This window comes from Agromyces sp. NPDC058104 (genome assembly GCF_042884835.1).
Lineage (GTDB): Bacteria > Actinomycetota > Actinomycetes > Actinomycetales > Microbacteriaceae > Agromyces.
Map to the genome: position 1 here is coordinate 1,156,790 of NZ_JBHVTD010000002.1, position 21,341 is coordinate 1,178,130.

The 21,341-nt window shown below is 72.4% G+C and carries 20 protein-coding genes and 1 riboswitch; of the genes, 5 read left to right on the forward strand and 15 right to left on the reverse strand.

Annotation, left to right across the window (positions count from 1 at the left end; all coding sequences use genetic code 11):
• Positions 1–48 precede the first annotated feature (48 nt).
• From ACFVTH_RS13280 to ACFVTH_RS13290, 3 genes are all read right to left on the reverse strand, one after another.
• Positions 49–1,065, reverse strand: coding sequence for a permease prefix domain 1-containing protein (locus ACFVTH_RS13280; protein WP_387091595.1), 1,017 nt, complete (start codon positions 1,063–1,065; stop codon positions 49–51).
• Entirely contained in the window at positions 1,065–1,403 is a 339-nt protein-coding gene (locus tag ACFVTH_RS13285; protein WP_387091598.1) for a PadR family transcriptional regulator, read from the reverse strand. Before ACFVTH_RS13285 ends, ACFVTH_RS13280 begins: the two co-directional genes overlap by 1 nt.
• Before the next feature lie 380 nt (positions 1,404–1,783).
• Complete coding sequence (locus ACFVTH_RS13290) at positions 1,784–3,226, reverse strand: helix-turn-helix domain-containing protein (protein ID WP_386937586.1); 1,443 nt, start codon at positions 3,224–3,226, stop codon at positions 1,784–1,786.
• A gap of 128 nt (positions 3,227–3,354) precedes the next feature.
• Between ACFVTH_RS13290 and ACFVTH_RS13295 the strand changes: the two genes are divergently transcribed.
• The 3 genes from ACFVTH_RS13295 to ACFVTH_RS13305 all read left to right on the forward strand — a co-directional run bounded on the left by ACFVTH_RS13295 (position 3,355) and on the right by ACFVTH_RS13305 (position 6,342).
• The gene (locus ACFVTH_RS13295) at positions 3,355–5,232 is read left to right on the forward strand and encodes a phosphoenolpyruvate carboxykinase (GTP) (RefSeq protein WP_387091600.1); all 1,878 of its coding nucleotides are present in this window, start codon (positions 3,355–3,357) and stop codon (positions 5,230–5,232) included.
• A 166-nt stretch (positions 5,233–5,398) separates the two neighbouring features.
• Positions 5,399–5,800, forward strand: coding sequence for a DUF1622 domain-containing protein (locus ACFVTH_RS13300; RefSeq protein WP_387091603.1), 402 nt, complete (start codon positions 5,399–5,401; stop codon positions 5,798–5,800).
• Positions 5,801–5,826: 26 nt separating this feature from the next.
• The gene (locus tag ACFVTH_RS13305) at positions 5,827–6,342 is read left to right on the forward strand and encodes a 2'-5' RNA ligase family protein (protein WP_387091606.1); all 516 of its coding nucleotides are present in this window, start codon (positions 5,827–5,829) and stop codon (positions 6,340–6,342) included.
• Between the two features lie 21 nt (positions 6,343–6,363).
• Here ACFVTH_RS13305 and ACFVTH_RS13310 read toward each other — a convergent pair whose 3' ends face one another.
• The 12 genes from ACFVTH_RS13310 to ACFVTH_RS13365 form a co-directional block, all read right to left on the reverse strand.
• The gene (locus ACFVTH_RS13310; protein ID WP_387091608.1) at positions 6,364–7,191 is read right to left on the reverse strand and encodes a hypothetical protein; all 828 of its coding nucleotides are present in this window, start codon (positions 7,189–7,191) and stop codon (positions 6,364–6,366) included.
• Positions 7,192–7,369: 178 nt separating this feature from the next.
• Positions 7,370–9,319, reverse strand: coding sequence for an ABC transporter ATP-binding protein (locus ACFVTH_RS13315; RefSeq protein WP_387091610.1), 1,950 nt, complete (start codon positions 9,317–9,319; stop codon positions 7,370–7,372).
• An 82-nt stretch (positions 9,320–9,401) separates the two neighbouring features.
• Complete coding sequence (locus tag ACFVTH_RS13320; RefSeq protein WP_386937577.1) at positions 9,402–9,629, reverse strand: hypothetical protein; 228 nt, start codon at positions 9,627–9,629, stop codon at positions 9,402–9,404.
• A gap of 32 nt (positions 9,630–9,661) precedes the next feature.
• On the reverse strand, positions 9,662–10,582 hold the full coding sequence (locus ACFVTH_RS13325; RefSeq protein ID WP_387091613.1) for a carbohydrate kinase family protein: 921 nt from the start codon (positions 10,580–10,582) through the stop codon (positions 9,662–9,664).
• On the reverse strand, positions 10,566–11,501 hold the full coding sequence (locus ACFVTH_RS13330) for a pseudouridine-5'-phosphate glycosidase (protein WP_387091616.1): 936 nt from the start codon (positions 11,499–11,501) through the stop codon (positions 10,566–10,568). Before ACFVTH_RS13330 ends, ACFVTH_RS13325 begins: the two co-directional genes overlap by 17 nt.
• Before the next feature lie 102 nt (positions 11,502–11,603).
• Positions 11,604–13,001, reverse strand: a complete 1,398-nt coding sequence (locus ACFVTH_RS13335; protein ID WP_386937572.1) for an MFS transporter — start codon at positions 12,999–13,001, stop codon at positions 11,604–11,606.
• Positions 13,002–13,259: 258 nt separating this feature from the next.
• Entirely contained in the window at positions 13,260–13,613 is a 354-nt protein-coding gene (locus ACFVTH_RS13340) for a Fe-S protein (protein ID WP_387091619.1), read from the reverse strand.
• A gap of 79 nt (positions 13,614–13,692) precedes the next feature.
• Positions 13,693–14,157 carry a 6,7-dimethyl-8-ribityllumazine synthase gene (ribH, locus tag ACFVTH_RS13345; RefSeq protein ID WP_387091621.1) on the reverse strand — a complete coding sequence of 155 codons (465 nt, stop codon included), beginning with the start codon at positions 14,155–14,157 and terminating at the stop codon, positions 13,693–13,695.
• Positions 14,154–15,455, reverse strand: coding sequence for a GTP cyclohydrolase II (gene ribA, locus ACFVTH_RS13350; protein ID WP_387091624.1), 1,302 nt, complete (start codon positions 15,453–15,455; stop codon positions 14,154–14,156). The genes ribH and ribA overlap by 4 nt, the downstream gene beginning before the upstream one ends.
• Entirely contained in the window at positions 15,452–16,105 is a 654-nt protein-coding gene (locus tag ACFVTH_RS13355) for a riboflavin synthase (protein ID WP_387091627.1), read from the reverse strand. The genes ribA and ACFVTH_RS13355 overlap by 4 nt, the downstream gene beginning before the upstream one ends.
• 1 nt (position 16,106) lies before the next feature.
• Positions 16,107–17,171, reverse strand: a complete 1,065-nt coding sequence (gene ribD / locus ACFVTH_RS13360) for a bifunctional diaminohydroxyphosphoribosylaminopyrimidine deaminase/5-amino-6-(5-phosphoribosylamino)uracil reductase RibD (RefSeq protein WP_387091629.1) — start codon at positions 17,169–17,171, stop codon at positions 16,107–16,109.
• 87 nt (positions 17,172–17,258) lie between these two features.
• Positions 17,259–17,404, reverse strand: a riboswitch (FMN riboswitch).
• A 151-nt stretch (positions 17,405–17,555) separates the two neighbouring features.
• A complete protein-coding gene (locus ACFVTH_RS13365) occupies positions 17,556–18,557 on the reverse strand; it encodes a sugar-binding transcriptional regulator (RefSeq protein ID WP_387091632.1) in 1,002 nt (333 codons plus the stop codon).
• Positions 18,558–18,674: 117 nt separating this feature from the next.
• On the opposite strand from ACFVTH_RS13365, the gene ACFVTH_RS13370 reads away from it, so the two are divergent.
• Both ACFVTH_RS13370 and ACFVTH_RS13375 read left to right on the forward strand, forming a co-directional pair.
• Positions 18,675–20,432, forward strand: coding sequence for an FAD-dependent oxidoreductase (locus tag ACFVTH_RS13370; RefSeq protein ID WP_387091635.1), 1,758 nt, complete (start codon positions 18,675–18,677; stop codon positions 20,430–20,432).
• A 153-nt stretch (positions 20,433–20,585) separates the two neighbouring features.
• The gene (locus tag ACFVTH_RS13375; RefSeq protein WP_387091638.1) at positions 20,586–21,335 is read left to right on the forward strand and encodes an MIP/aquaporin family protein; all 750 of its coding nucleotides are present in this window, start codon (positions 20,586–20,588) and stop codon (positions 21,333–21,335) included.
• The last annotated feature ends 6 nt before the right edge of the window (positions 21,336–21,341 follow it).

The following is a 21,341-nucleotide window of genomic DNA, read 5'->3' on the forward strand; positions in this document are numbered from 1 at the left end:
GCGATCGGAGGATCGCCGGCCCCGGGGCATCCGCGCGTCGCCCGGTCTCTAGCCCTGCGTCACGCGGGGGCTGCGGTTGCCCGGGAAGTCGAGCGTGCCGCGCCCGCCGCCCCGCGCCGCCTTGACGATGCCGTCGATCGCGTCCCAGGTGCAGATCGCGGCGACGCCGCCGATGAAGAGCACCGACAGCACCCGCTCGGCGTCGGCGTCGAGGTGCGGGTCGACCAGCGCGAGGAACTCGGGGCTGAGGAGCATGCCCTCGACGAAGAGCCAGATGACCGGGATCGCGAACGCCGCGTTCAGGACGACGTTGACGATCGCATTGGCCCAGTTCCAGTCGGCGCGGTAGATCCACGCGGCGAAGGCCGCCTCGAGCGCGATGAGCACGAGGAGGTAGGGAAGCCAGAACGACCACAGCTCGGGCGCGAGCAGCGGCACCGCGGAGCGCTCGCCGCCGATCCAGACGATGCCGAACTGCTGCCACACGAGGAACACGGCGGCGATCGCGAGCCACACGAGGCTGGCGACGAGGTCGCTGCGCCGGTGCGGGCGGCGCACCTCGGGCAGTTGCGGCAGCTGGTCGGGCGTCCACCCGAGCACGTCGTCGGCAGCCCCCGCGGCGGCGGGCTCGTAGCGTTCGATCAGGGCGAAGACAAGGGTCAGCCAGAACGCGAGGTGCACGGCCACGCTGAGGCCGATGCCGATCGCCGCGCCGATCACCTCCCAGCCGCCGCCCGAGATCACGAGGCCGAGCGCGGCCGCGGCGGCGACCGTCGCGGGCACGAAGGACTCGAGGAAGACCAGGAGGCGCCGCCAGACGAGGAAGTAGCGCGGCCCGATCAGCACGAGCGGGCGGTCGCTGTAGCTCGCCGCGAGGACCGAGGGGTTGCCGAGCTCGACGAGGGCATCGTGCTCGGCGGTCTCGGGCGTCGACGCTCCCGACGCGATGCGTGCGTCGATCGTGTCGGCGACGCGCTCGGCGAGGTCGCGCGAGAGCTCCTCGCGCTGCGCGGCGGGCAGGGTGCGCGTGGCCGCGAACAGGTAGCGGTCGGTGAGCTCGGTCATCATTCGTCTCCGTCGGTGAGGCCGGCGAGGGCATCGTCGATGCGTCGCCAGTCGGTCATGAGGGCGTCGGCGAGCTGCTCGCCGGTGGGGCTGGTGCGGTAGAACTTGCGCGGCCGGGCCTCGTCGGTGTTCCACTCGCTCGTGAGGAGGCCCTGCTTCTCGAGCCGGCGCAGCAACGGGTAGAGGGTGTTGGCGTCGACGAGGATGCCGAGGCCGTTCAGCGACTCGAGCAGCGCGTAGCCGTAGTCGGGCGTGCGCAGCCGGATCAGGCACGCGAGCACGACGGTGCCGCGGCGCAGCTCTTGCAGGTGCCCGGCGGTCGTCTCATCGGTGTTCATGTTCCACACGATACTGTGTGTTACACACTAATGCAAGAGAGACTTCATTGGGTTGGATGCCGCGGGCTGCGGGTGCAGCGTTCGCCGGCCCCGTGGCATCCGCCGCCCGTCGCCCGGGCGTCGCCGGCGACGGGTCGCAGGACCAGCCGCCGATCGGGCGCGTCGCCTCCGGCGTGTTGCCGGGATGATCCTGCGACCCGCCGCGCAGGCTCCGTCGACGTTGACGAGTCGTCGGAGCGACGCCCCACCGAGCGCGCAGTCTCCGGCGTGGCGTCGGGATCGTCCTGCGACTCGCGGAGCGGAGTGGCGGCGGGCGTCAAGGTGGAACGGCGGACGGCCGGCGGGCCGGAGGCGAGCGGCGCCTACTGCTCGGCGTGCGCCTACTGCTCGGCGTGCGCCTCGAGGAACTCGTACACCGAGGCGTCGTCGACCCCGGGGAACGTGCCCGACGGCAGGGGCGAGAGCACGTGCGCGTGCAGGCGGGCGCTCGGCCAGGCCCGGCCCGCCCAGCGCTCGGCGAGCTCGGAGGGCGCGCTGCGGCAGCACGACTCGTCGGGACAGGTCGACACCGCCCGGAGGGTGGTCTCGCGACCGCGGAACCACTTCGCCTGGGCGAAGGGCACGCCGACGGTGATCGAGAACTCCGCGGCATCCGTGCGCCCGGTCTGCGTGGCGCACCAGAAGGTGCCCGCGGGGGTGTCGGTGTACTGGTAGTTCTCGGTCGTGCGGTTGGTGTGCGCGAAGGCCGTGCGGGCGCTCCACTTCTTGCACACCCACTGGCCCTCGATCGAGCCCGTGACGTCGGTCGGCAGCGGAAGGCCGTCGTTCTCGTAGCCCTTGAGCAGCGCTCCGTCGCCCGCGACCCGCAGGAAGTGCAGCGTCATGTCGAGGTGCGAGGTCGCGAGGTTCGTGAACCGCAGCGCCGCGGCCTCGTGGGTGACCCCGAACGCGTCGCGGAAGTCCTCGATCGCGAGCCGCTTCTCCTTCTTGGCCTCCTGGAGGAACGCGACCGAGGCGTCCTGCGGCATGAGGCAGGCCGCGGCGAAGTAGTTGATCTCGAGCCGCTGCCAGAGGAACTCGGTGTAACTGGCCGGGGGCGTGTGCCCGAGCAGGCGGTGCGCCATCGCCTGGAGCGCCATCGAGCGCAGGCCGTGCCCGCCGGGGATCGACGCCGGCGGCAGGTAGATGCGGCCGTTGGCGAGGTCGCTGATCGAGCGCGTCGAGTCGGGGAGGTCGTCGACGTAGATGAGCTGGAAGCCGAGCCGCTCGGCCATGACGCTCACCTCGCGGTGCGTCAGCGCGCCCGAGCGGTGACCGGAGGCGCGCACCTGCTCCTCGGCGAGCGCCTCGATCTCGGGGAGGAAGTTCGCGCGCTCGCGCATGCGCTCGCGCAGCTCGGTGTTCGCGCGCCGCGCCTCCTCCGGCGTGGCGATCGCCTCGGTCGCCCGGCGCTGCAGCTCGCGGTGCAGGCCCACGATCGCCTCGAGCGTCTCGTCGGTGACGCCGCGCGAGGCCTTGATCGGCGGCAGGCCGAGGCTCGCGTAGAGGTGCCCGGACTGGGCCCTGCCGAGCTCGAGCTCGAGCGCGGCGCGCCGGCTCGGCGCCTCGCGCGAGAGCAGCGCGGCCAGCTCCACGTCGAGCGCTGCGGCGAGGGCGTCGAGGGTCGAGAGCTTCGGCTCGCGCTTGCCGTTCTCGATCAGCGAGAGCTGGCTGCCGGCCATGCCGACGGCCTCGCCGAGCTGGTCGAGGGTGAGGCCGCGCTCGCCGCGGAAGTGGCGGATGCGGTGGCCGAGGGTCGCGAGGTCGGGGGAGCCTGCCTTCATGCGTTAAGAATATCGAAAGATCGGCAATTCTTAACCGGTGATTTGGTCACGCGGATGCCACGAATCGGCGCATTCTGGAAACACGAACCACTCCGGCGCACGCCGGGAACCCACTGGAAGGGACGACGATGACCATCTCCGAGTTCTCGATCGGCACCGAGGCATCCGACTCCGCATCGCACGCGCGACGCGGCACGACCGACGCGGCCCTGCGCGCGTGGGTCGACGAGATCGCCGGTCTCACGAAGCCCGACGAGATCGTCTGGTGCGATGGCTCGCAGCACGAGGCCGACCTGCTCGAGAAGCAGCTCGTCGCCGAGGGCAAGCTCATCAAGCTGAACCCCGAGTGGCGTCCCAACAGCTACCTCGCGCGCACCGACCCCTCCGACGTCGCGCGCGTCGAGGACCGCACCTTCATCTGCTCGACCTACGAGGAGGACGCGGGTCCCACGAACAACTGGCGCGACCCGCGCGAGATGCGCGCCGAGCTCACCGAGGTGTTCGACGGCTCGATGAAGGGCCGCACGATGTACGTCGTGCCGTTCTCGATGGGCCCGCTCGGCGGCCCGATCTCGCAGCTCGGCGTCGAGATCACCGACTCGCCCTACGTCGTGCTCTCGATGGGCATCATGACGCGCATGGGCGAGCAGGTCTACCGCCTCATCGAGGCGGGCGAGCCGTGGGTGCGCACCGTGCACTCGGTCGGCTACCCCCTCGTCGACGGCGTCGGCCACCGCCGCGCCGAGATCGAGTGGCCCTGTAACGACGAGAAGTACATCGTGCAGTTCCCCGACTCGCGCGAGATCTGGTCGTTCGGCTCGGGCTACGGCGGCAATGCGCTGCTCGCGAAGAAGTGCTTCGCGCTGCGCATCGCGAGCGTCATGGCTCGCGACGAGGGCTGGCTCGCCGAGCACATGCTGCTCATCAAGATCACCTCGCCCGAGGGCAAGTCGTACCACGTGGCCGCGGCGTTCCCGTCGGCGTGCGGCAAGACGAACCTCGCGATGCTCCGCCCGACCATCCCCGGCTGGACGGTCGAGACGATCGGCGACGACATCGCCTGGATGCGACCCGGCGAGGACGGCCGTCTCTACGCGATCAACCCCGAAGCCGGCTTCTTCGGCGTCGCACCCGGCACCGGCGAGACCACGAACCCGACGGCAGTGCAGACCCTCTGGGGCAACACGATCTTCACGAACGTCGCGCTCCGCCCCGACGGCGACGTCTGGTGGGAGGGCCTGACCGACGAGGTCCCCGAGGAGCTCACCGACTGGCAGGGCAACCCGTGGACGCCCGCGTCGGGCCGCCCCGCCGCGCACCCGAACTCGCGCTTCACGGTCGCCGCAGCGCAGTGCCCGCAGATCTCCGACGACTGGGACGCCCACGACGGCGTGCCGATCGACGCGATCCTCTTCGGCGGTCGCCGCGCGACCAACGTGCCGCTCGTCGCCGAGGCCCGCTCGTGGAAGCACGGCGTCTTCATGGGCGCGACCATCTCGTCCGAGAAGACCGCTGCGGCCGAGGGCACCGTCGGCGAGCTCCGCCGCGACCCCTTCGCGATGCTGCCCTTCTGCGGCTACAACATGGCCGACTACTGGGGCCACTGGGTGAAGATGGGCCGCATCCTCGGCACCAACGCGCCGAAGATCTTCCAGGTCAACTGGTTCCGCAAGGGCGCCGACGGCTCGTTCCTCTGGCCCGGGTTCGGCGAGAACTCGCGCGTGCTCGAGTGGATCGTGGGCCGGGTCGAGGGCACCGCCGACACGGTGGAGACGCCGATCGGCCTGCTCCCGGCCGCCGACTCGCTCGACCTCGACGGGCTCGACATCACCGACGAAGCGCTCGAGCAGCTCTTCGACGTCGACCGCGACTCGTGGCTCGCCGAGTGCGCGCTCACCGACGAGTACTTCGCCCAGTTCGGCGACCGCGTGCCGGCCGCCCTGAAGGCCGAGCTGGCGAGCCTGCGCTACCACCTCGAGCACGCCACGGCGCCCGTCGCCGAGTAGCGCTCGGAAGACGCGTCCGCGAAGGGGCGGATGCCGCGAGGCATCCGCCCCTTCGTCGTCTGCGCTTCCAGGCGCTCACCCCTCCGCCTCCACCTCCGCGCCACGCGGGCCGCATCCGCCCTGCGCCGCCGGGTCGGGGCTAGCGTGTGCGGCAGGAGGGCCCCACATGGAGTTCGGCCAGGTCATCACGCGGGCGGGCGAGATCATCGACGTCATCGGCGTCGTCGCCATCGTCGTCGGCGTGCTCTACGCGATGGTCGACGCCGCGATCCGGCGCATCCGCAGGACCGGGCCGATCTACGAGCGCTTCCGGCGGGTGCTCGGGCGCGGCATCCTGATCGGGCTCGAGCTGCTCGTCGCCGCCGACATCATCCGCACGGTCGCCGTGACGCCGACGCTCGAGTCGGTCGGCGTCCTCGGCCTGATCGTGCTGATCCGGACGTTCCTCAGCTGGTCGCTCGCGGTCGAGATCACGGGGCGCTGGCCGTGGCAGCGCCCGGCGGCCGCGGTCGGCGACGGCGAGGCCGATGCGGGCGGCGCCGAGCGGGCCGCCGCGCCGGCGGGGTAGCCGCACTGCCCGGATAGACTCGCCGGATGGCGCGCTTCGTCGTCGTGCTCCCGCTCTCGCCGCTCACCGTCGGCGACGAGTTCACGGTCGCGCAGTGGCCGCTCCACGTGACCCTGGTCGAGCCGTTCGACACCCGGCTCGACGCCGAGGCCCTCGGCGCGGCGCTCGGCGACGTCGCGACGGCCGCGGGCGTCCGACCGATCTCGGCCGGCGTCGGCGAGGACGCGATGTTCGGCCCGCGCCGTGACATCCTCGTGTCGCTCGTGCGCGACGGCGGCGAGATCGCCGCCCTCCGCACGCGCGCCCTCGCCGCGCTCGCGGAGCTGGGCGTCGAGCCGGTGCGCACCCGCTTCGAGTTCCGGCCGCACGTGACCGCCAAGCGGCACGGGCGGGTGCACCGGGGCGAGCGCCTCGAGCTCGGCGAGTTCGTGCTCGTGCGACTCCGCCCGCCCGAGACCTCGCACCACGGCCGGATCCAGGGGTCCTGGCCGCTCGGCGAGGGGTCGCGGCGGGCGGAGGTCGAACGAGGCTCGACGGGCTGAACCTGCCCGAACGGCTCGACCTCAGTCGAAGGTGTGCGGGTCGTCGAGGTGGCCGAGCAGCCGCAGCATCGCCGCGGGGGCGTAGCGGAACTCGATCGTGCCGCTCGCACCCGCCTCGCTCGGGCCGATCCACGTGCTCGAGCCCTCGTGCATGCGCACCCAGCCGTTCTCGAACAGCAGGTCGGTGCCGATGACGAACGCCATCGCCGGGGTGTCGCCCTGGCGCACGGCGATCGAGCCCTCGAACACCTGCGAGGCGCTGGCGTCGACGTCGGCGCGGCACTGCACGCCCACGAGCGGGCGCACGAGCGGGGTGGCGAAGCCCGCGGTCTGGAAGGGGCTCTGCTTCGCCGCGTCGGCGACGACGCCGAAGTTGACGCTCGTCGAGACGAGGCTGAGCTCGGCCTGGCCGTCGAGCACGAGGCGGCTCGCCGCGCTGAAGCGGTAGTAGAGCCGGCCGGCCTCGCGGGCCGGCGGCAGCACGGCGAGGCTCGCCCAGTTGCGCGACCAGGCGAGCGGCCCGCCCGAGCGGTTCGGCCGGTCGTAGACGCTCGCGGTGAGGCGCACCGCGCCGTCGGGTCGGGTGGGTGCGGCGTGCAGCGAGCTGCGGCCGCGGTCGTCCTCGGGCATGACGTCGCGCACGGCGGTGAAGGCCGGGAGCTGCAGCGGCTCCCAGTGGCGCAGCCACCCCTGGATGCCGGACTGCACCCGGTCGAAGGAGTTGCCGAGTCCCGAGCGACGGGTCGGCGCGGCGTCGCTCGCGGCGTCGGGCAGTTCGTCGATGAGCTCGACGGGCAGTTCGTCGAAGCGGCTGAGGTCGCGCGCGTCGGACACGGTCGCGATGGTCATGATGGATCCTCCGTGGGGCATGGGCGGGGGGCATCCAGTGCCGGATGCGGGTTCCCACGCTACGAAGGACGCGTCGCGGATCCATCCGAGCGAGCACTGAGGTTCGCTCGGGTCAGCCCTGAGGCTGATGCCCCGTGGCGCCGGCCACGGGGCATCCCGGCTCTGAGGGCGACGGCGCTCAGACGAGCAGCTGGTGCTCGGCGAGCTCGCGGTAGAGCGGCACCGCGTCGACGAGCTCGGCGTGCGTGCCCTCGCCGACGACCCGACCGCCGTCGAGCACGACGATGCGGTCGGAGTCGATCACCGTCGACAGCCGGTGCGCGATCACGATGAGCGTGCGCCCGGCGGCGACGGCGTCGATCGCCTCGCGCATCATGCGCTCGTTGACGCCGTCGAGCGAGGACGTCGACTCGTCGAGCAGCAGGATCGGGGGAGCGGCGAGCAGGGCGCGGGCGATCGCGAGTCGCTGGCGCTCGCCGCCTGACAGCATGATGCCGTCGTCGCCGACCGCGGCGCCGAGCCCGGCCGGGTCGCGGTCGAGCACGCCGCCGAGGTTGACGGCCCGCAGCACGTGCTCGCACTCGGCGTCGGTCGCGTCGGGCGAGCCGAGCAGCAGGTTGTCGCGCAGGGTGCCGGCGAGCACCGGCGCATCCTGCTCGACGTAGCCGATCTGGGCGCGCAGCTCGCTGCGGTCGAGCGCGCGCAGGTCGAGACCGCCCATGCGCACGGCGCCGACCGAGGGGTCGTAGAACCGCTCGATGAGCGCGAGGATCGTCGACTTGCCGGCGCCCGAGGGCCCGACGAGCGCGATGCGCCGGCCGCGCGGCACCTCGAACGAGACGCCGCGGAGCACGGGCTGGCGCTCGGTGACGTTCGGTTCGGGAAGGTGCTCGTCGGGCGAGTCGTTCGCAGGGTCGGCCGGGTCCTGCGGCGTCGACGCGTAGGCGAAGTGCACGTCGTCGAAGGCGATGGCCGCCGCGTCGGGGAGGAGGCCCTCGTTCGCGTCGCCGACGATGAGCGCGCGGGGCGCGAGCTCGCGGTCGTGCGCGTCCTCGTCGGGGAGGTCGAGGATCTCCTGGATGCGGCCGAGCGCGCCGAGGGCCTGGTTCACCGAGGTGATCGCGCCGAACGCCTGGCCGAGCGGCAGGATCATCATGAAGAGGAACAGGATGAACGCGACGAGGTTCGCCACCGTGATCGCGCCGGAGGCCACTCGGTAACCGCCGACGCCGAGCACCACGAGGAACGAGACCTGCATCGCGATGCCCGCGATCGGCACGATCAGCGCCGAGATCTTGGCGACCTGCACGCCCATGCGCCAGGCGCCCTCGGCCTCGGCCTCGACGGCGGTGACCTCGCGCTCGGTGGCGCCCGCGGCGCGGATCGTGCGGACGGCCCCGATGGCGCGTTCGACGCTGGCCGCGACGTCCCCGACCTTCGCCTGGGCCGCGTGCGAGGCCTCGCGCACGCGCTGCGACAGCAGGGTGACGGTCGTGATCGCGATCGCGACGACGAGCACCGTGAGGCCGAGCAGCACGGGGTCGAGGATGAGCATGGCGACGAGTGCGCCGACGAAGGTCACGGTGCCGCCGACGGCCTCGACGAGGCCCTGTGTGAGCACGGCGCGCAGCATCGTCGTGTCGCTGCCGACGCGCGAGACGAGGTCGCCCGTGCGTCGGGTGTCGAACTCGGCGATCGGCAGGTGAAGCAGCTTGTGGATGAGCCGCCTGCGGCTCGAGAGCACGACGCCCTCGCCCGTGCGCTGCAGCAGGTAGTGCTGGTAGCCCGAGATCACGCCGCTGACGACGACGAGCGCGATGAGCGCCCAGACGATGCCGCCGAGGGGATCGCCGGCCTCGACGACGTTGATGACCTGGCTGACGAGCAGCGGCTGGGCGAGGCTCGCGAAGGCGCCGATGACGGAGAGCACCGCGACCCAGATGAGCACCGGGCGGTGCTCGAAGATGAACGGCAGCAGCTGCCGGAACGTCGCGCGGGGGCCCGCCGGCTGCTCGCCGCCGCGACGGGCGAACGGGGAGGTGCGGCGGCTGGACGGGGTGCGACGCGGGGTGCGCGCGGTGCGCGCGTTGCGTTCGTCGCGGCGGGTTCGGGGCTCGCTGGTGCTCATGCTCACTTTCCTGACGAGAAGGGCGGTCGGATGCCTCGCGCCCCCGCCGCTCGCATCATCGCCGCATTGCAGCCTACGCGCCTCAGCTGCGCCCGTACTTCTTGTGCACCGCCTGCTTCGACACCCCGAGGGCGAGCGCGATGAGCTGCCAGCTCGATCCGCCCGCCCGGGCGCGGCGGACGGCGAGCGACTCGGCGCGGTCGAGCTCGCGGTTGAGCTCGACCCGCGCGCGGTGCAGCTCGCGGAGCGCCCGGTACGGGTCGTCGCCGTCGGCTGCCGCGATGGCGGTGCGGATGCTGCGGTCGTCCATGTCGTCAACCGTAGTTGACCCTCGGAGAATCGTCAATCCCGGTTGACGTTCGTGCCGGCGGCACCCGGCGCCGTGATGACGCGGGCGGCCTCGGCGTGGCCGCGCCGCGCGGCGTCGACGGCGCCGCTGCCCGCGAGGCGAGCCGCGAGGAACCCCGCCGCGAACGCGTCGCCGGCGCCGGTGAGGTCGCGTGCTCCGGGCACCGGGTCGACCGGCACGCTCGCGACGAGCCGCCCGCCCTCGAATACCTGCGTCGGCAGCGGCCCGTGCTTCACGACGACCGTCGCCGCGGCCGAGGCGGTGCGCCGCTCGTCGGTGCCGAGGCCGAGCAGCGCGGCCTCGGTCTCGTTGGCGAAGAGCAGGTCGGGTGCGAGCGAGGCGTAGAGCGCGATCACGTGCTCGACGCCGAGGCCCTGCAGCAGCCCCGTCGAGGAGGCGTCGATCGAGACGCCGACGCCGCGGAGCCGGGCGTCGGCGACGAGGGCGAGCACGGCCGATCGCGCCGGTTCGCGCTCGAAGCCGTAGCTCGGCACGTGCAGCCACGCGACGTCGCCGAGCCAGGCCGGGTCGACGGCCTCGAGCAGGGCGCTCGCGCCGCGATCGGGGAACATCGTGCGTTCGCCCTCGGGGTCGACGATGAGCACCACCGCGCCCGTGGTGCCGCGCCGCTGCACCCGCACCTCGACGCCGCGCCCCTCGAGCGCCGTCACGAGCGCGTCGCCCGCGGCATCGGGGCCCACGCAGCCGATGAATCGCGTGGCGACGAGGGGGGCGGCGAGCGCCGCGACGTTCGCCGCACTGCCGCCGCGCGTGCGGAACACCCCGGCCGCCGTGTCGGTGCCGTGCCGCACCGGCTCGGACGCCCACACGACGATGTCCTCGACGAGGTCGCCGACGACCGCGAGGAGCGGGGCGGCCGGGGCCTCCGCCGCGCGGTCAGCCGGCGACTGCACGTGCGATCTCCGCTCCGAGGGCCACATTGCCGCGGTAGACCTCGAGGTTCACCTCGAGGCTCGCGCCGCCGGTCTCGCGCTGGAACCGCTCGAGCAAGAACGGCGTGGTGTCGTGGCCGGTCACCCCGGCAGCCGCCGCCGCCGCGAGCGATTCGGCGAGCACCCGGTCGTGCAGCGCGGGGTCGAGCTGCCGATCGGGTGCGACGGGGTTCGCGACGAGCACCGCGGCGCGCTGGCCGAGCTCGTCGCGCGCGAGCGCCAGCGCCGCCGCCTCGGCGGGGGAGTCGACCCGGTAGTCGAGCGCGAAGCCCGAGTCGGTGATCGTGAAGCCGGGGAACCGGTTCGTGCGGTAGCCCACGACGGGGATCGAGAGCGTCTCCAGTCGCTCGAGCGTCGCGGCGATGTCGAGGATCGACTTGACGCCCGCGCTCACGAGGGTGATCGGCGTCTCGGCGAGCAGCGGCAGGTCGGCCGACTCGTCGAAGCTCTCGCCGGCGCCGCGGTGCACCCCGCCGAGGCCGCCCGTCGACATCACCCGGATGCCGGCCCGGTGCGCGAGCCACGCGGTCGCCGCGACCGTCGTGCCGGCGTCGAGGCGCTTCGCCCGGGCGATCGGCAGGTCGCGCACGCTCGCCTTCACGACGTCGTCGCCGGTGCACAGCCGCTCGAGCTCCGCGCCCGCCAGGCCGACGACCGGCTCGCCCGCGACGACGCCGATCGTGGCGGGCACGACGCCGAGCGCCCGCACCTCGGCCTCGCTGCGGAGCGCGACCTCGAGGTTGCGCGGCCGCGGCAGCCCGTGGGTCAGGATCGTCGACTCGAGCGCGAGCACCGCTCGACCCTCGTCGAGGGCGGCGCGCACCTCCTCGGAGACGCGGATCGCGGGGTGGGCGGGGCCGGGCAGCACGTCGACGGGCATGTCGCCATGTTAGGGGCGAGCGCCGGCGACGGCAGTCGCGCACGACGAAAGGGCGGATGCCCGTGGGGAGGCATCCGCCCTTCGGATCGGACGAACCGCGGGCTACAGCACCGCCGAGGACTCGAGGCCCGCCTCGTCGAAGTCGACGTCGCGGGTCTCCTTCGAGACGAGCAGCGCGATGAGCGTCAGGACGCCCATCACCGAGAGGTAGATGCCGACCCAGAACGGGCTTCCGCCGCCGGCCTGCCACAGCGCGACCGCGATGAACGGTGCGACCGCCGCGCCGAGGATCGACGACACGTTGTACGAGATGCCCGAGCCCGTGTAGCGGACGTTCGTCGGGAACAGCTCGGGCAGGAGAGCACCCATCGGGCCGAAGGTCATGCCCATGAGCGAGAAGCCGACGACGAGCCAGGCCATGACGCCGACGAAGCCCGCGCCGAGCAGGGGCACCCACGCGAGGCCGAACAGGATGATCGCGACCGTGACCCAGATGAGCGTCTTGCGGCGGCCCCATCGGTCGGCCCAGGGGCCCGACAGCAGCGTGAAGATGCCGAAGAACACGACGCCGCCGATGAGCATCAGCACGAAGGTGTTGTACGAGTAGCCGAGTCCGGGCAGGGCGCCGTCGGCCGGCTCGACCGCCGCGCGGCCGTAGCTCAGCGAGAACGTCGTCATCAGGTAGAAGAGCACGTAGGTCGCCAGCATGAAGAAGGTGCCGAGGATGAGCTGCTTCCAGTAGTGCTTGAACACGCTCGCGAGCGGCAGGCGCGTGAGCTTGCCGCGCTTGGACGCGGTCTGGAACGCCGTCGACTCGACGAGGCGCAGGCGCACCCAGAGGCCGACGGCGACCATCACGATCGAGAAGAGGAACGGGATGCGCCAGCCCCAGTCGAGGAACGCCTGCGACGGCATCGTCGGGTCGTCCGAGGGCAGCAGCGCCGCGATGATCAGGAACAGGCCGTTGGCGATGATGAAGCCGATCGGCGCGCCGAGCTGCGGGAAGGTGCCGTACCAGGCGCGCTTGCCGGCCGGCGCGTTCTCGGTCGCGACGAGCGCCGCCCCCGACCACTCGCCGCCGAGGGCGAAGCCCTGTGCGATGCGCAGCACGACGAGGAGGAGCGGGGCGAGCCAGCCGACCGCCTCGTAGGTCGGCAGCGCGCCGATGAGGAAGGTCGCGATGCCCATCGTGAGCAATGCGCCGACGAGGGTCGCCTTGCGGCCGTGCTTGTCGCCGAGGTGGCCGAACACGATCGCGCCGAGCGGGCGGGCGACCATCGCGGCGCCGAACACGGCGAAGGAGGAGAGGAGCGCGGTCGTCGGGTCGCCCGTGGGGAAGAACAGGTGCGGGAAGACGAGCACGGCGGCGGTCGCGTAGACGTAGAAGTCGTAGAACTCGATCGTCGTGCCGATGAGGCTCGCGAGGATCACGCGGCTGCGGGGATTGGCCGGGGCGGCCGTGGTGCTGGGTGCGGACGGGGCCGCGGGTGATGCTGACATCGCTGGCGAAGACTCCAGGGTTGCGGGAAGGCGCTGCGCTCGGGGCACGTCGGTCTGGCGTCTTGCCCGTGAGGCAGTGGGGGTGGAATCGTCGCTTGTGGCAACCCGCCTACACTACGCCTGGTTCTCACCGCGACCCCGCGAGCGGGGGTCGGGCGTGCGACGAACGGTGCGGATGCTGCGACGAACGGCGGTGCCGAAACGGCGGATGCCCCGAGCCGCTCGCGGCTCGGGGCATCCTGACACATTCGGGGCGGACTACCGCCAGATGACCGCGATGGCGGCGTTGAGCGCGGTGAGGATGCCGATCGACCAGAAGATCGCGGGCGGCACGGAGCCGTTCTTGCGCTGGCGCGCCGAGCCGATGCCGAGCAGCGCGCCGATCGCGATGAGCACGACGAGCTTGATGCCGATCTTCATGTAGTTCAGGTCGTACTCGATGCCCCACGGCGCCGCGAGCGCGAGACCGGCGACGCCCGCGATGAGGAGCCCGTAGTTCATGAGGCGGGTCACCTGGTAGCGCCGGTTCACCGCCTCGACGACCCAGGCGCCGAACAGCACGGCGAAGCCGATCAGGTGAACGAACACGACGATGTGGCGCAGGGTCTCCATGGTGCCGAGTGTAGTCGGTTCTACGCTGCGTCGAAGTCGAATCCCGAACGACGGACGGCGCGCCGCCCGCCCTGCCGCCTCAGAGCGCGCGCAGCGCCCGGACCGTCGCGATGGCGGCCTCGGCGGCCTCGCGACCCTTGTCCTCCTTCGAGCCCGGAAGGCCCGCACGGTCGAGGCCCTGCTGCTCGTCGTCGAGGGTGAGCACGCCGAAGCCGACCGGCTTGCCCGTGTCGAGCGCGACACGGGTGAGCCCGTCGGTCGCCGCGGCCGAGACGTACTCGAAGTGCGGCGTGCCGCCGCGGATGATGACGCCGAGCGCGACGACCGCGTCGGCCCCGGCCTCGAGTGCGCCCTTGGCGACGACCGGCAGCTCGAAGCTGCCGGGCACCCGCACGAGCTCGAACTCGGCGCCGGCCGCCTCGAGGGTGCGCGTCGCTCCGGCGATGAGGCCGTTCGAGATCTCCTCGTGCCAGCTGCCGGCGACGATGACGACCCTGAGGCCCGTGCCGTCGATGTCGAGGGTGGGCGAGCCGTGTCCGCTCATGATGCGTGTCCTTCCAGGAGGGTCTCAGCCGCGGCGTCCGCGAGCTGCTGGTCTTCGATGGCGTGGCCCATGCGGCGACGCTTGGTGTCGAGGTAGCCGGTGTTCACGCTGCCGACGCCGACGACGAGCGGCAGGCGCTCGGCGACCTCGATGCCGTGCGCCTCGAGCTGGCGCACCTTGTCGGGGTTGTTCGTGAGCAGGCGCACCCGCTCGACGCCGAGGTCGGCGAGGATCGCCGACGCCGCCGTGTAATCGCGCGCGTCGATCGGCAGGCCGAGCGCGAGGTTCGCGTCGAGGGTGTCGAGGCCGTCCTCCTGCAGGCGGTAGGCCCGCAGCTTGTTGATGAGGCCGATGCCCCGGCCCTCGTGCCCGCGCAAGTAGATCACGACGCCGCCGCGGCGCTGGATCTCCTCGAGCGCGGCGTCGAGCTGCGGTCCGCACTCGCACTTCAGCGAGCCGAACGCCTCGCCGGTCAGGCACTCGGAGTGCACCCGCACGACGGCGCCCTGCTCATCGGACCCGGGGTCGCCGACGATGATCGCGACGTGGTCGGCGCCGGTGCCGCGGTCGCGGTAGGCCCGCACGCGGAAGTCGCCGTGCTCCGTCGGCAGCATGGTCTCGACCTCGAAGGCGACCGGCGACGACTCGGGCACCGCCGCGGCGGCCCCGGCGTCGAGGTCGTCGCCCTCGTGCCACTCGCGCAGCCACTCGATGAGGGCGGCGACCGTCGTGACGGGCAGCCCCTCGCGCTCGCCGAGCGCGATGAGCCCCGGCAGGCGCATCATCTCGCCGTCGTCCTCGACGAGTTCGCCGATGACGCCGACGGGCGAGAGGCCGGCGAGGCGCATGAGGTCGACCGCGGCCTCGGTGTGACCGGCTCGCTCGCGCACGCCGCCGTCGACCGCGCGCAGCGGGATCACGTGTCCGGGCCGGATGAGCCGCTCGGGCGTCGAACCGGGGTCGGCGAGCACCCGCAGGGTGTGCGCGCGCTCGGTGGCCGAGATGCCGGTGGAGTTGCGGTCGGCGGCGTCGACCGAGATCGTGTACGCCGTCGAGCGCGCGTCCTGGTTGCGCTCGACCATGAGCGGCAGCTCGAGGCGGTCGGCGACCGAGTTCGGCATGGGCGCGCAGAGGTAGCCGCTCGTGTTGCGCACCATCCACGCGATCCACTCCTGGGTGGCGAACTCGGCGGCCATGATCGCGTCGCCCTCGTTCTCGCGGGCCTCGTCGTCGGCGACGATGACCGGCTTGCCGGCGCGGAGCGCGTCGAGCACCTCGGGGATCGTGGCGAGGCTCATGCGAGACCCCCGCTCGTCGCGGGCACGGACGACGGCAGCGTGCGGTGCTCTTCGAAGCGCAGCATCCGCGCCACCTGCCGCGCGAGGATGTCGGTCTCGATGTTCACCCGGTCGCCGACCGCGCGCTCGCCGAGGGTCGTCGCCGCGAGCGTCTCGGGGATGAGCGAGACCTCGAACCAGTCGCCGGCGTCGTCGGCGCCGACCGCGCTCACCGTGAGCGAGACGCCGTCGACGGCGATGGAGCCCTTGTCGACGACGAGCGGCGCGTGCTCGGGGTCGAGCGAGAAGCGGATGACCCGCCAGGCCTCGCCCGGCCGGATCTCGAGCACCCGCCCGGTGCCGTCGATGTGACCCTGCACGATGTGCCCGCCGATGCGGTCGCCCACCTTCGCAGCGCGCTCGAGGTTGACCGCGAGGCCCTCGCGCGCCCCGTCGAGCGTCGACATCGCGAGCGTCTGCGCCATCACGTCGGCGGTGAAGCCCTGCGCGTCGAACTCGACCACCGTGAGGCAGACGCCCGACACCGAGATCGAGTCGCCGTGCTTCACGCCCTCGACGGCGAGCGGGCCGTGCACCGTCAGCCGCGCGGCGTCGGCGTTGCGCTCGACGCCCGCGATGCGGCCGAGCTCCTCGATGATTCCGGTGAACATGTCAGTTCCCTTCCTGTGGGCCGGCCGGGGCCGGGTGGGCGACGAGCAGCAGATCGTCGCCGAGCCGCTCGACGGCGGCGAAGTCGTAGCGGCGGGCATCGGCGATCGTCGCGATGCCGAGGTCGCCGAGGGCGAGCATCGGCCCGCCGATGAGCGCGGGGGCGAGGTAGACGAGCAGCTCGTCCACGAGCCCCGCGGCGACGAAGGCGCTCGCGAGGGTCGGGCCGCCCTCGACGAAGAGCGTGCGGATGCCCCGGCGCTGCAGCTCTTCGAGGTCGGCGGCGAGGTCGGCACCGGTGAGGAGCACCGCCTCGTGCGGGTGGGCGTGCAGCACGGCATCGGCCGGCACGGGGCGACGTCCGAAGACGACGGGCACGGGCTGGTGCTCGAGCAGCCGGCCCGCATCGTCGCGCGCGGTGAGCGCGGGGTCGTCGGCGAGCACGGTGCCCGTGCCGACGGCGATGGCGTCGGCCGCGGCTCGACGGCGGTGCACGTCGCGGCGCGCGGCGGCCCCCGTGATCCACCGGCTCGTGCCGTCGGCCGCGGCAGCCCGGCCGTCGAGGCTCGAGGCCCACTTCACGATGACGCGGGGCCGCCGGTGGCGGGCGGCGAACAGCCAGTCGTCGAGCAGGGCCTCGACCTCGTCGGCGAGCACCCCCGACGTCACCTCGACGCCGGCCGCGCGGAGGCGCGCGGCGCCGCCCGAGGAGCGGTCGCCCGGGTCGCCGACGGCGTAGACGACGCGTGCGACGCCGGCGTCGACGAGTGCGACCGCGCAGGGACCGGTGCGCCCGGTGTGGTTGCACGGTTCGAGCGTGACGACGGCCGTCGCGCCGGCGGCGGCGCCCGGCGCGAGCTTCGACAGCGCGTCGACCTCGGCGTGCGCCGTGCCGGCGCCGCGGTGCCAGCCCTCGGCGAGCACCTCGCCCTCGGGCGAGAGGATCACGCAGCCGACGCGGGGGTTCACTCCGGCGGCCGGGCCGCGCTCGGCGAGCTCGAGCGCGCGGCGCATCGCCGCGGCATCCGCTGCGGGCCGCGCAGCCGCCTGATGGTCAGCGCTCGCCATTCCTCGTCCTCGTGTCCAAGGCTCCGGGAATGCTCGGCTGGTTCCGCGGTGTCGCCACCGCGTCGTCGGCGGCGCGCAGCGCAGCCGACACGTGCCGCCTCCCATCCGGACTTTCACCGTCGGTACTGGAGTTCCACCAGTTCAACCGTGCACATTCGACCTCGCGATCGAACGCGCCCGGCTCGCGGACTGTCACCGCCGGCTCGGAATTACACCGACCCCGGAGCACGTTTCTCGTGTCGATTGTAGGTCAACGCACGGGACGCCGTCCTATTCCCGCGTCGCCAGGCGACCCGCCGCGCCGTCTCCACCCCATCGAGTGGGCGGAAATGAACCTCCCGAGCCCTGGGGAGGCCCATATCCGCCCACTCGATGGATCGACGGTCAGGCGGCGGGCTGCTCGATGAGCGCGCGCGCCGTGCCCTCGTCGACGATGAGATCGGTGATGAGGCCCGCCGCGAGCGCGCCGCGGAGGCCCGCGAGCTTCGCCCGCCCCGACACCACGCAGATGCGCCGCGGCGCCCGCCGCAGCGTCTGGAAGTCGGGCCCGGTCGCACGGGCGTTCAGCGCGATGCCCTCGGTCGAGCCGTCGGCGCGGTAGAACACCGTCGCGACGTCGCCGACCGCGCCGTCGCGGCTGAGCGCTTCGTAGTCGGCCCGCTCGAGGTAGCCGCCCTGGTAGACGTGGCTCGGCACCTCGGCGAACGGCGAGCCGATGCCGAACAGCGCGAGGTCGAGCCGGCCCTGCAGGTCGAGCAGGCGCTGCGTCGAGCGTTCGCGCCAGAACGCCTGCTTCGTGGCCGGGTCGTCGAAGAACGCGGGCACGGGGAACTGCTGCACGCGGGCGCCGAACGCGTCGCCGAAGCGGCGCAGCAGCTCGCTCGCGTAGACGATGCCGGTCGTGCGCAGGTTGCCCGCCCCGTTCAGCTGCACGATCTCCGAGTTGTGCGTCGCCTTCGGCACGAGGTGCCGGCTCATCGCGCCCATGGTCGACCCCCAGGCGAGGCCGACGGTGAGGTTCGAGTCGATGAAGCGGCCGAGAATCCGTGCAGCCGAGAGCGCGACGCGGTCGAGCCGGTCGACGTCGCTCGCATGGTCGGGCACCGGGATGACGTGCGCCTGCACCTCGAAGCGCTCGAGGATCTCGTGCTCGATGCGGCTCGGCAGGTCGAGCGGGGAGTGGATGGAGATCTCGACGAGCCCGCTCGCGCGGGCGTGACTGAGCAGCCGCGACACCGAGGAACGCGAGGTGTGCAGCTCGTGCGCGATGGCGTCCATCGTGAGGTCCTGCATGTAGTACAGGTGCGCTGCGCGCAGCGCGTCACGGGTCTTGCCCGGCACCGCCTCGTCGACGTCGATCGTCGCGAGGATCTCCTTGTCGATCATGGCCCCTACCTTGCACATATGTTCACGCGCCTTGCAAGTTCGTGCTGGCGTGTTCACGATGTATTCATCCACACCCGGCAGGCTCATGCAAGCCGCGCCAGATCCGAGAGGACAGCGATGTCAACGCAATCGACGAACCAGCACCGCCCCACGCACCACGGCGAGGCACCGTCGACCCGGGAGGAGATCGCAGCCCTCCGCGCCCGCCCCGAGGCATCCGTGCTCGTGATCGGCGCGGGCATCAACGGCATCGCGACCTTCCGCGACCTCGCCCTGCAGGGCGTCGACGTCGTGCTCATTGAGCGCGGCGACTTCGTCTCGGGCGCCTCCGCCGCGTCGTCGCACATGATCCACGGCGGCATCCGGTACCTCGAGAACGGCGAGTTCCGCCTCGTCAAGGAGTCGGTCGAGGAGCGCAACGGCCTCATCCGCATCGCGCCGCACTACGTGAAGCCGCTCGAGACGACCGTGCCGATCTTCTCCACGTTCTCGGGCATCCTCTCGGCGCCGCTGCGATTCCTCACCCACAAGTCGGGCAAGCCCACCGAGCGCGGCGCCGCGCTCATCAAGGCCGGCCTCACGATCTACGACGCGTTCTCGCGCGACGGCGGCTCGGTGCCCCGCCACCGGTTCCACGGCGCGAAGCGCTCGCTCGAGGAGCTCCCCGCCCTGAACCCCGGCGTGAAGTACACCGCCACCTACTACGACGCGAGCATGCACGATCCCGAGCGCCTCGCCCTCGACGTGCTCTTCGACGGGCTCGCCGCCGGCCCCCACGCCCGCGCCGCGAACTACCTCGAGGCGGTCGGCCACGACGCCACGGGCGTGCGCCTGCGCGACACCACCACCGGCGAGGAGTTCTCGATCGCGGCCGACGTCGTCGTCAACACCTCGGGGCCCTGGACCGACCTCACGAACTCCGAGCTCGGCAACGAGACCCGGTTCATGGGCGGCACCAAGGGCTCGCACATCGTGCTCGACCACCCCGAGTTGCATGCCGCGACCGCCGGACGCGAGATCTTCTTCGAGCACGAGGACGGGCGCATCGTGCTCATCTATCCGCTCAAGGGCAGGGTCATGGTCGGCACGACCGACCTCGAGCACGACATTCGCGAGCCCGCGATCTGCACCGAGGAGGAGGTCGACTACTTCTTCGACCTCATCGCGCACGTTTTCCCAAGCATCGCCGTCGACCGCTCGCAGATCGTCTACCGCTTCTCGGGCGTGCGCCCGCTGCCGCGCCACGACGACACGCAGCCGGGCTTCGTCTCGCGCGACTACCGCATCGAGCGGGCGGATGCCCCGGGCCGCCCCGGCACCACGGTGCTGAGCCTCGTCGGCGGCAAGTGGACCACCTTCCGCGCGCTCGCCGAGCACCTCTCGGACGAGGTCCTCGCGCTCATCGGGGCGCCGCGCACCGTGTCGACGAAGGGCCTGGCCATCGGCGGCGGCGCCGGCTACCCGGCGAACGACGATGCCCGTCGCGTGTGGCTCGTGTCGCACGGCGACGAGGTCGGCCGCGCCCGCGCCGACGAGCTGCTCGAGCGGTACGGCACCCGGGCCACCGCATTCCTCGCCGAGATCGAGGGGGAGCAGGACGAGCCGCTCGCGCACCACGCGGGCTACAGCCGCCAGGAGATCGCCTGGCTCGTCCGCGACGAGCGCGTCGTGCACCTGCAGGACGTCGTGCTGCGACGCACGAGCATCGCGTTCACCGGTGCGGTGACGGCCGAGCTCCTCGTCGAGCTCGCCGAGCTCGCGGGCGGCGTGCTCGGGTGGAGCGCCGACCGCCGAGCCGAGGAGATCGCGGCCACGCGCGCCCTCCTGGCCGAGCGCCACGGGGTCGCGCTCGCCGAGCCCGCGCCGCTCGTCTGACGAGCCCCACCTCGAGGCGCAGGCGCGGCCCGCTGCCGGCCGAGCCCCGATGAATCTGCACGGATGTGCACGCCGAAACGCCCGGTACCGGCCATTTCGGCGGATACGTTTCATCGGGGCCGATCGGCTCGCTCTCTCAGAAAGAAGGTCAACGTGGACAATCTCGGTCTCGTGTTCCTGTCGGAAGTCGTCGGCACGGCGATGCTCGTCCTCCTCGGCTGCGGCGTCGTCGCGAACGTCGCCCTCGCGAAGAACAAGGGCTTCGGCGGCGGGTTCCTCATGGTCAACATCGGCTGGGGCCTCGCGGTCTTCGCCGGCGTCATCGTGTCGTACGCCTCGGGCGCGCACCTCAACCCGGCAGTCACCCTCGGCCTCGTCGCGAACGGCGCCACCGAGTTCGGCTCGGGCGTGCCGGTGAATGCGCTCTCGGTGCTCACCTACATCGGCGCCCAGATGATCGGCGCCTTCCTCGGCGCGATCTTCTGCTGGCTGGCGTACAAGCAGCACTTCGACGCCGAGCCCGAGGCCGCCAACAAGCTGGGCGTGTTCTCGACCGGCCCCGCGATCCGCTCGTACGGGTGGAACCTCGTCACCGAGATCATCGGCACCTTCGTGCTCGTCTTCGTCATCATCGGCTTCACCAACGGCGGCACCCCGGCCGAGCTCGGCGCGATCCCCGTCGCGTTCCTCGTGATCGCGATCGGCGCCTCGCTCGGCGGCCCGACCGGCTACGCGATCAACCCCGCCCGCGACCTCGGCCCCCGCATCGCGCACGCCATCCTGCCGATCAAGGGCAAGGGCGGCAGCGACTGGTCGTACTCCTGGGTGCCGGTCGTCGGCCCGATCATCGGCGGCGTGCTCGCCGGTCTCGCCGCGGTTCCGCTGCTCCCGATCCTCGGCTGAGCCCGA

What these genes read in the sequence shown, in the direction of transcription:
- ribH (WP_387091621.1), bottom strand. Translation starts at nt 14,157, where the DNA reads ATGAGCGGACACGGCTCGCCCACCCTCGACATCGACGGCACGGGCCTC.
- ACFVTH_RS13335 (WP_386937572.1), bottom strand. Translation starts at nt 13,001, where the DNA reads ATGTCAGCATCACCCGCGGCCCCGTCCGCACCCAGCACCACGGCCGCC.
- ACFVTH_RS13310 (WP_387091608.1), bottom strand. Translation starts at nt 7,191, where the DNA reads ATGACCATCGCGACCGTGTCCGACGCGCGCGACCTCAGCCGCTTCGAC.
- ribD (WP_387091629.1), bottom strand. Translation starts at nt 17,171, where the DNA reads ATGGCGAGCGCTGACCATCAGGCGGCTGCGCGGCCCGCAGCGGATGCC.
- ACFVTH_RS13285 (WP_387091598.1), bottom strand. Translation starts at nt 1,403, where the DNA reads ATGAACACCGATGAGACGACCGCCGGGCACCTGCAAGAGCTGCGCCGC.
- ACFVTH_RS13295 (WP_387091600.1), top strand. Translation starts at nt 3,355, where the DNA reads ATGACCATCTCCGAGTTCTCGATCGGCACCGAGGCATCCGACTCCGCA.
- ACFVTH_RS13290 (WP_386937586.1), bottom strand. Translation starts at nt 3,226, where the DNA reads ATGAAGGCAGGCTCCCCCGACCTCGCGACCCTCGGCCACCGCATCCGC.
- ACFVTH_RS13315 (WP_387091610.1), bottom strand. Translation starts at nt 9,319, where the DNA reads ATGAGCACCAGCGAGCCCCGAACCCGCCGCGACGAACGCAACGCGCGC.
- ACFVTH_RS13340 (WP_387091619.1), bottom strand. Translation starts at nt 13,613, where the DNA reads ATGGAGACCCTGCGCCACATCGTCGTGTTCGTTCACCTGATCGGCTTC.
- ACFVTH_RS13365 (WP_387091632.1), bottom strand. Translation starts at nt 18,557, where the DNA reads ATGATCGACAAGGAGATCCTCGCGACGATCGACGTCGACGAGGCGGTG.
- ACFVTH_RS13330 (WP_387091616.1), bottom strand. Translation starts at nt 11,501, where the DNA reads ATGCCCGTCGACGTGCTGCCCGGCCCCGCCCACCCCGCGATCCGCGTC.
- ACFVTH_RS13300 (WP_387091603.1), top strand. Translation starts at nt 5,399, where the DNA reads ATGGAGTTCGGCCAGGTCATCACGCGGGCGGGCGAGATCATCGACGTC.
- ACFVTH_RS13355 (WP_387091627.1), bottom strand. Translation starts at nt 16,105, where the DNA reads ATGTTCACCGGAATCATCGAGGAGCTCGGCCGCATCGCGGGCGTCGAG.
- ribA (WP_387091624.1), bottom strand. Translation starts at nt 15,455, where the DNA reads ATGAGCCTCGCCACGATCCCCGAGGTGCTCGACGCGCTCCGCGCCGGC.
- ACFVTH_RS13280 (WP_387091595.1), bottom strand. Translation starts at nt 1,065, where the DNA reads ATGACCGAGCTCACCGACCGCTACCTGTTCGCGGCCACGCGCACCCTG.
- ACFVTH_RS13320 (WP_386937577.1), bottom strand. Translation starts at nt 9,629, where the DNA reads ATGGACGACCGCAGCATCCGCACCGCCATCGCGGCAGCCGACGGCGAC.
- ACFVTH_RS13370 (WP_387091635.1), top strand. Translation starts at nt 18,675, where the DNA reads ATGTCAACGCAATCGACGAACCAGCACCGCCCCACGCACCACGGCGAG.
- ACFVTH_RS13305 (WP_387091606.1), top strand. Translation starts at nt 5,827, where the DNA reads ATGGCGCGCTTCGTCGTCGTGCTCCCGCTCTCGCCGCTCACCGTCGGC.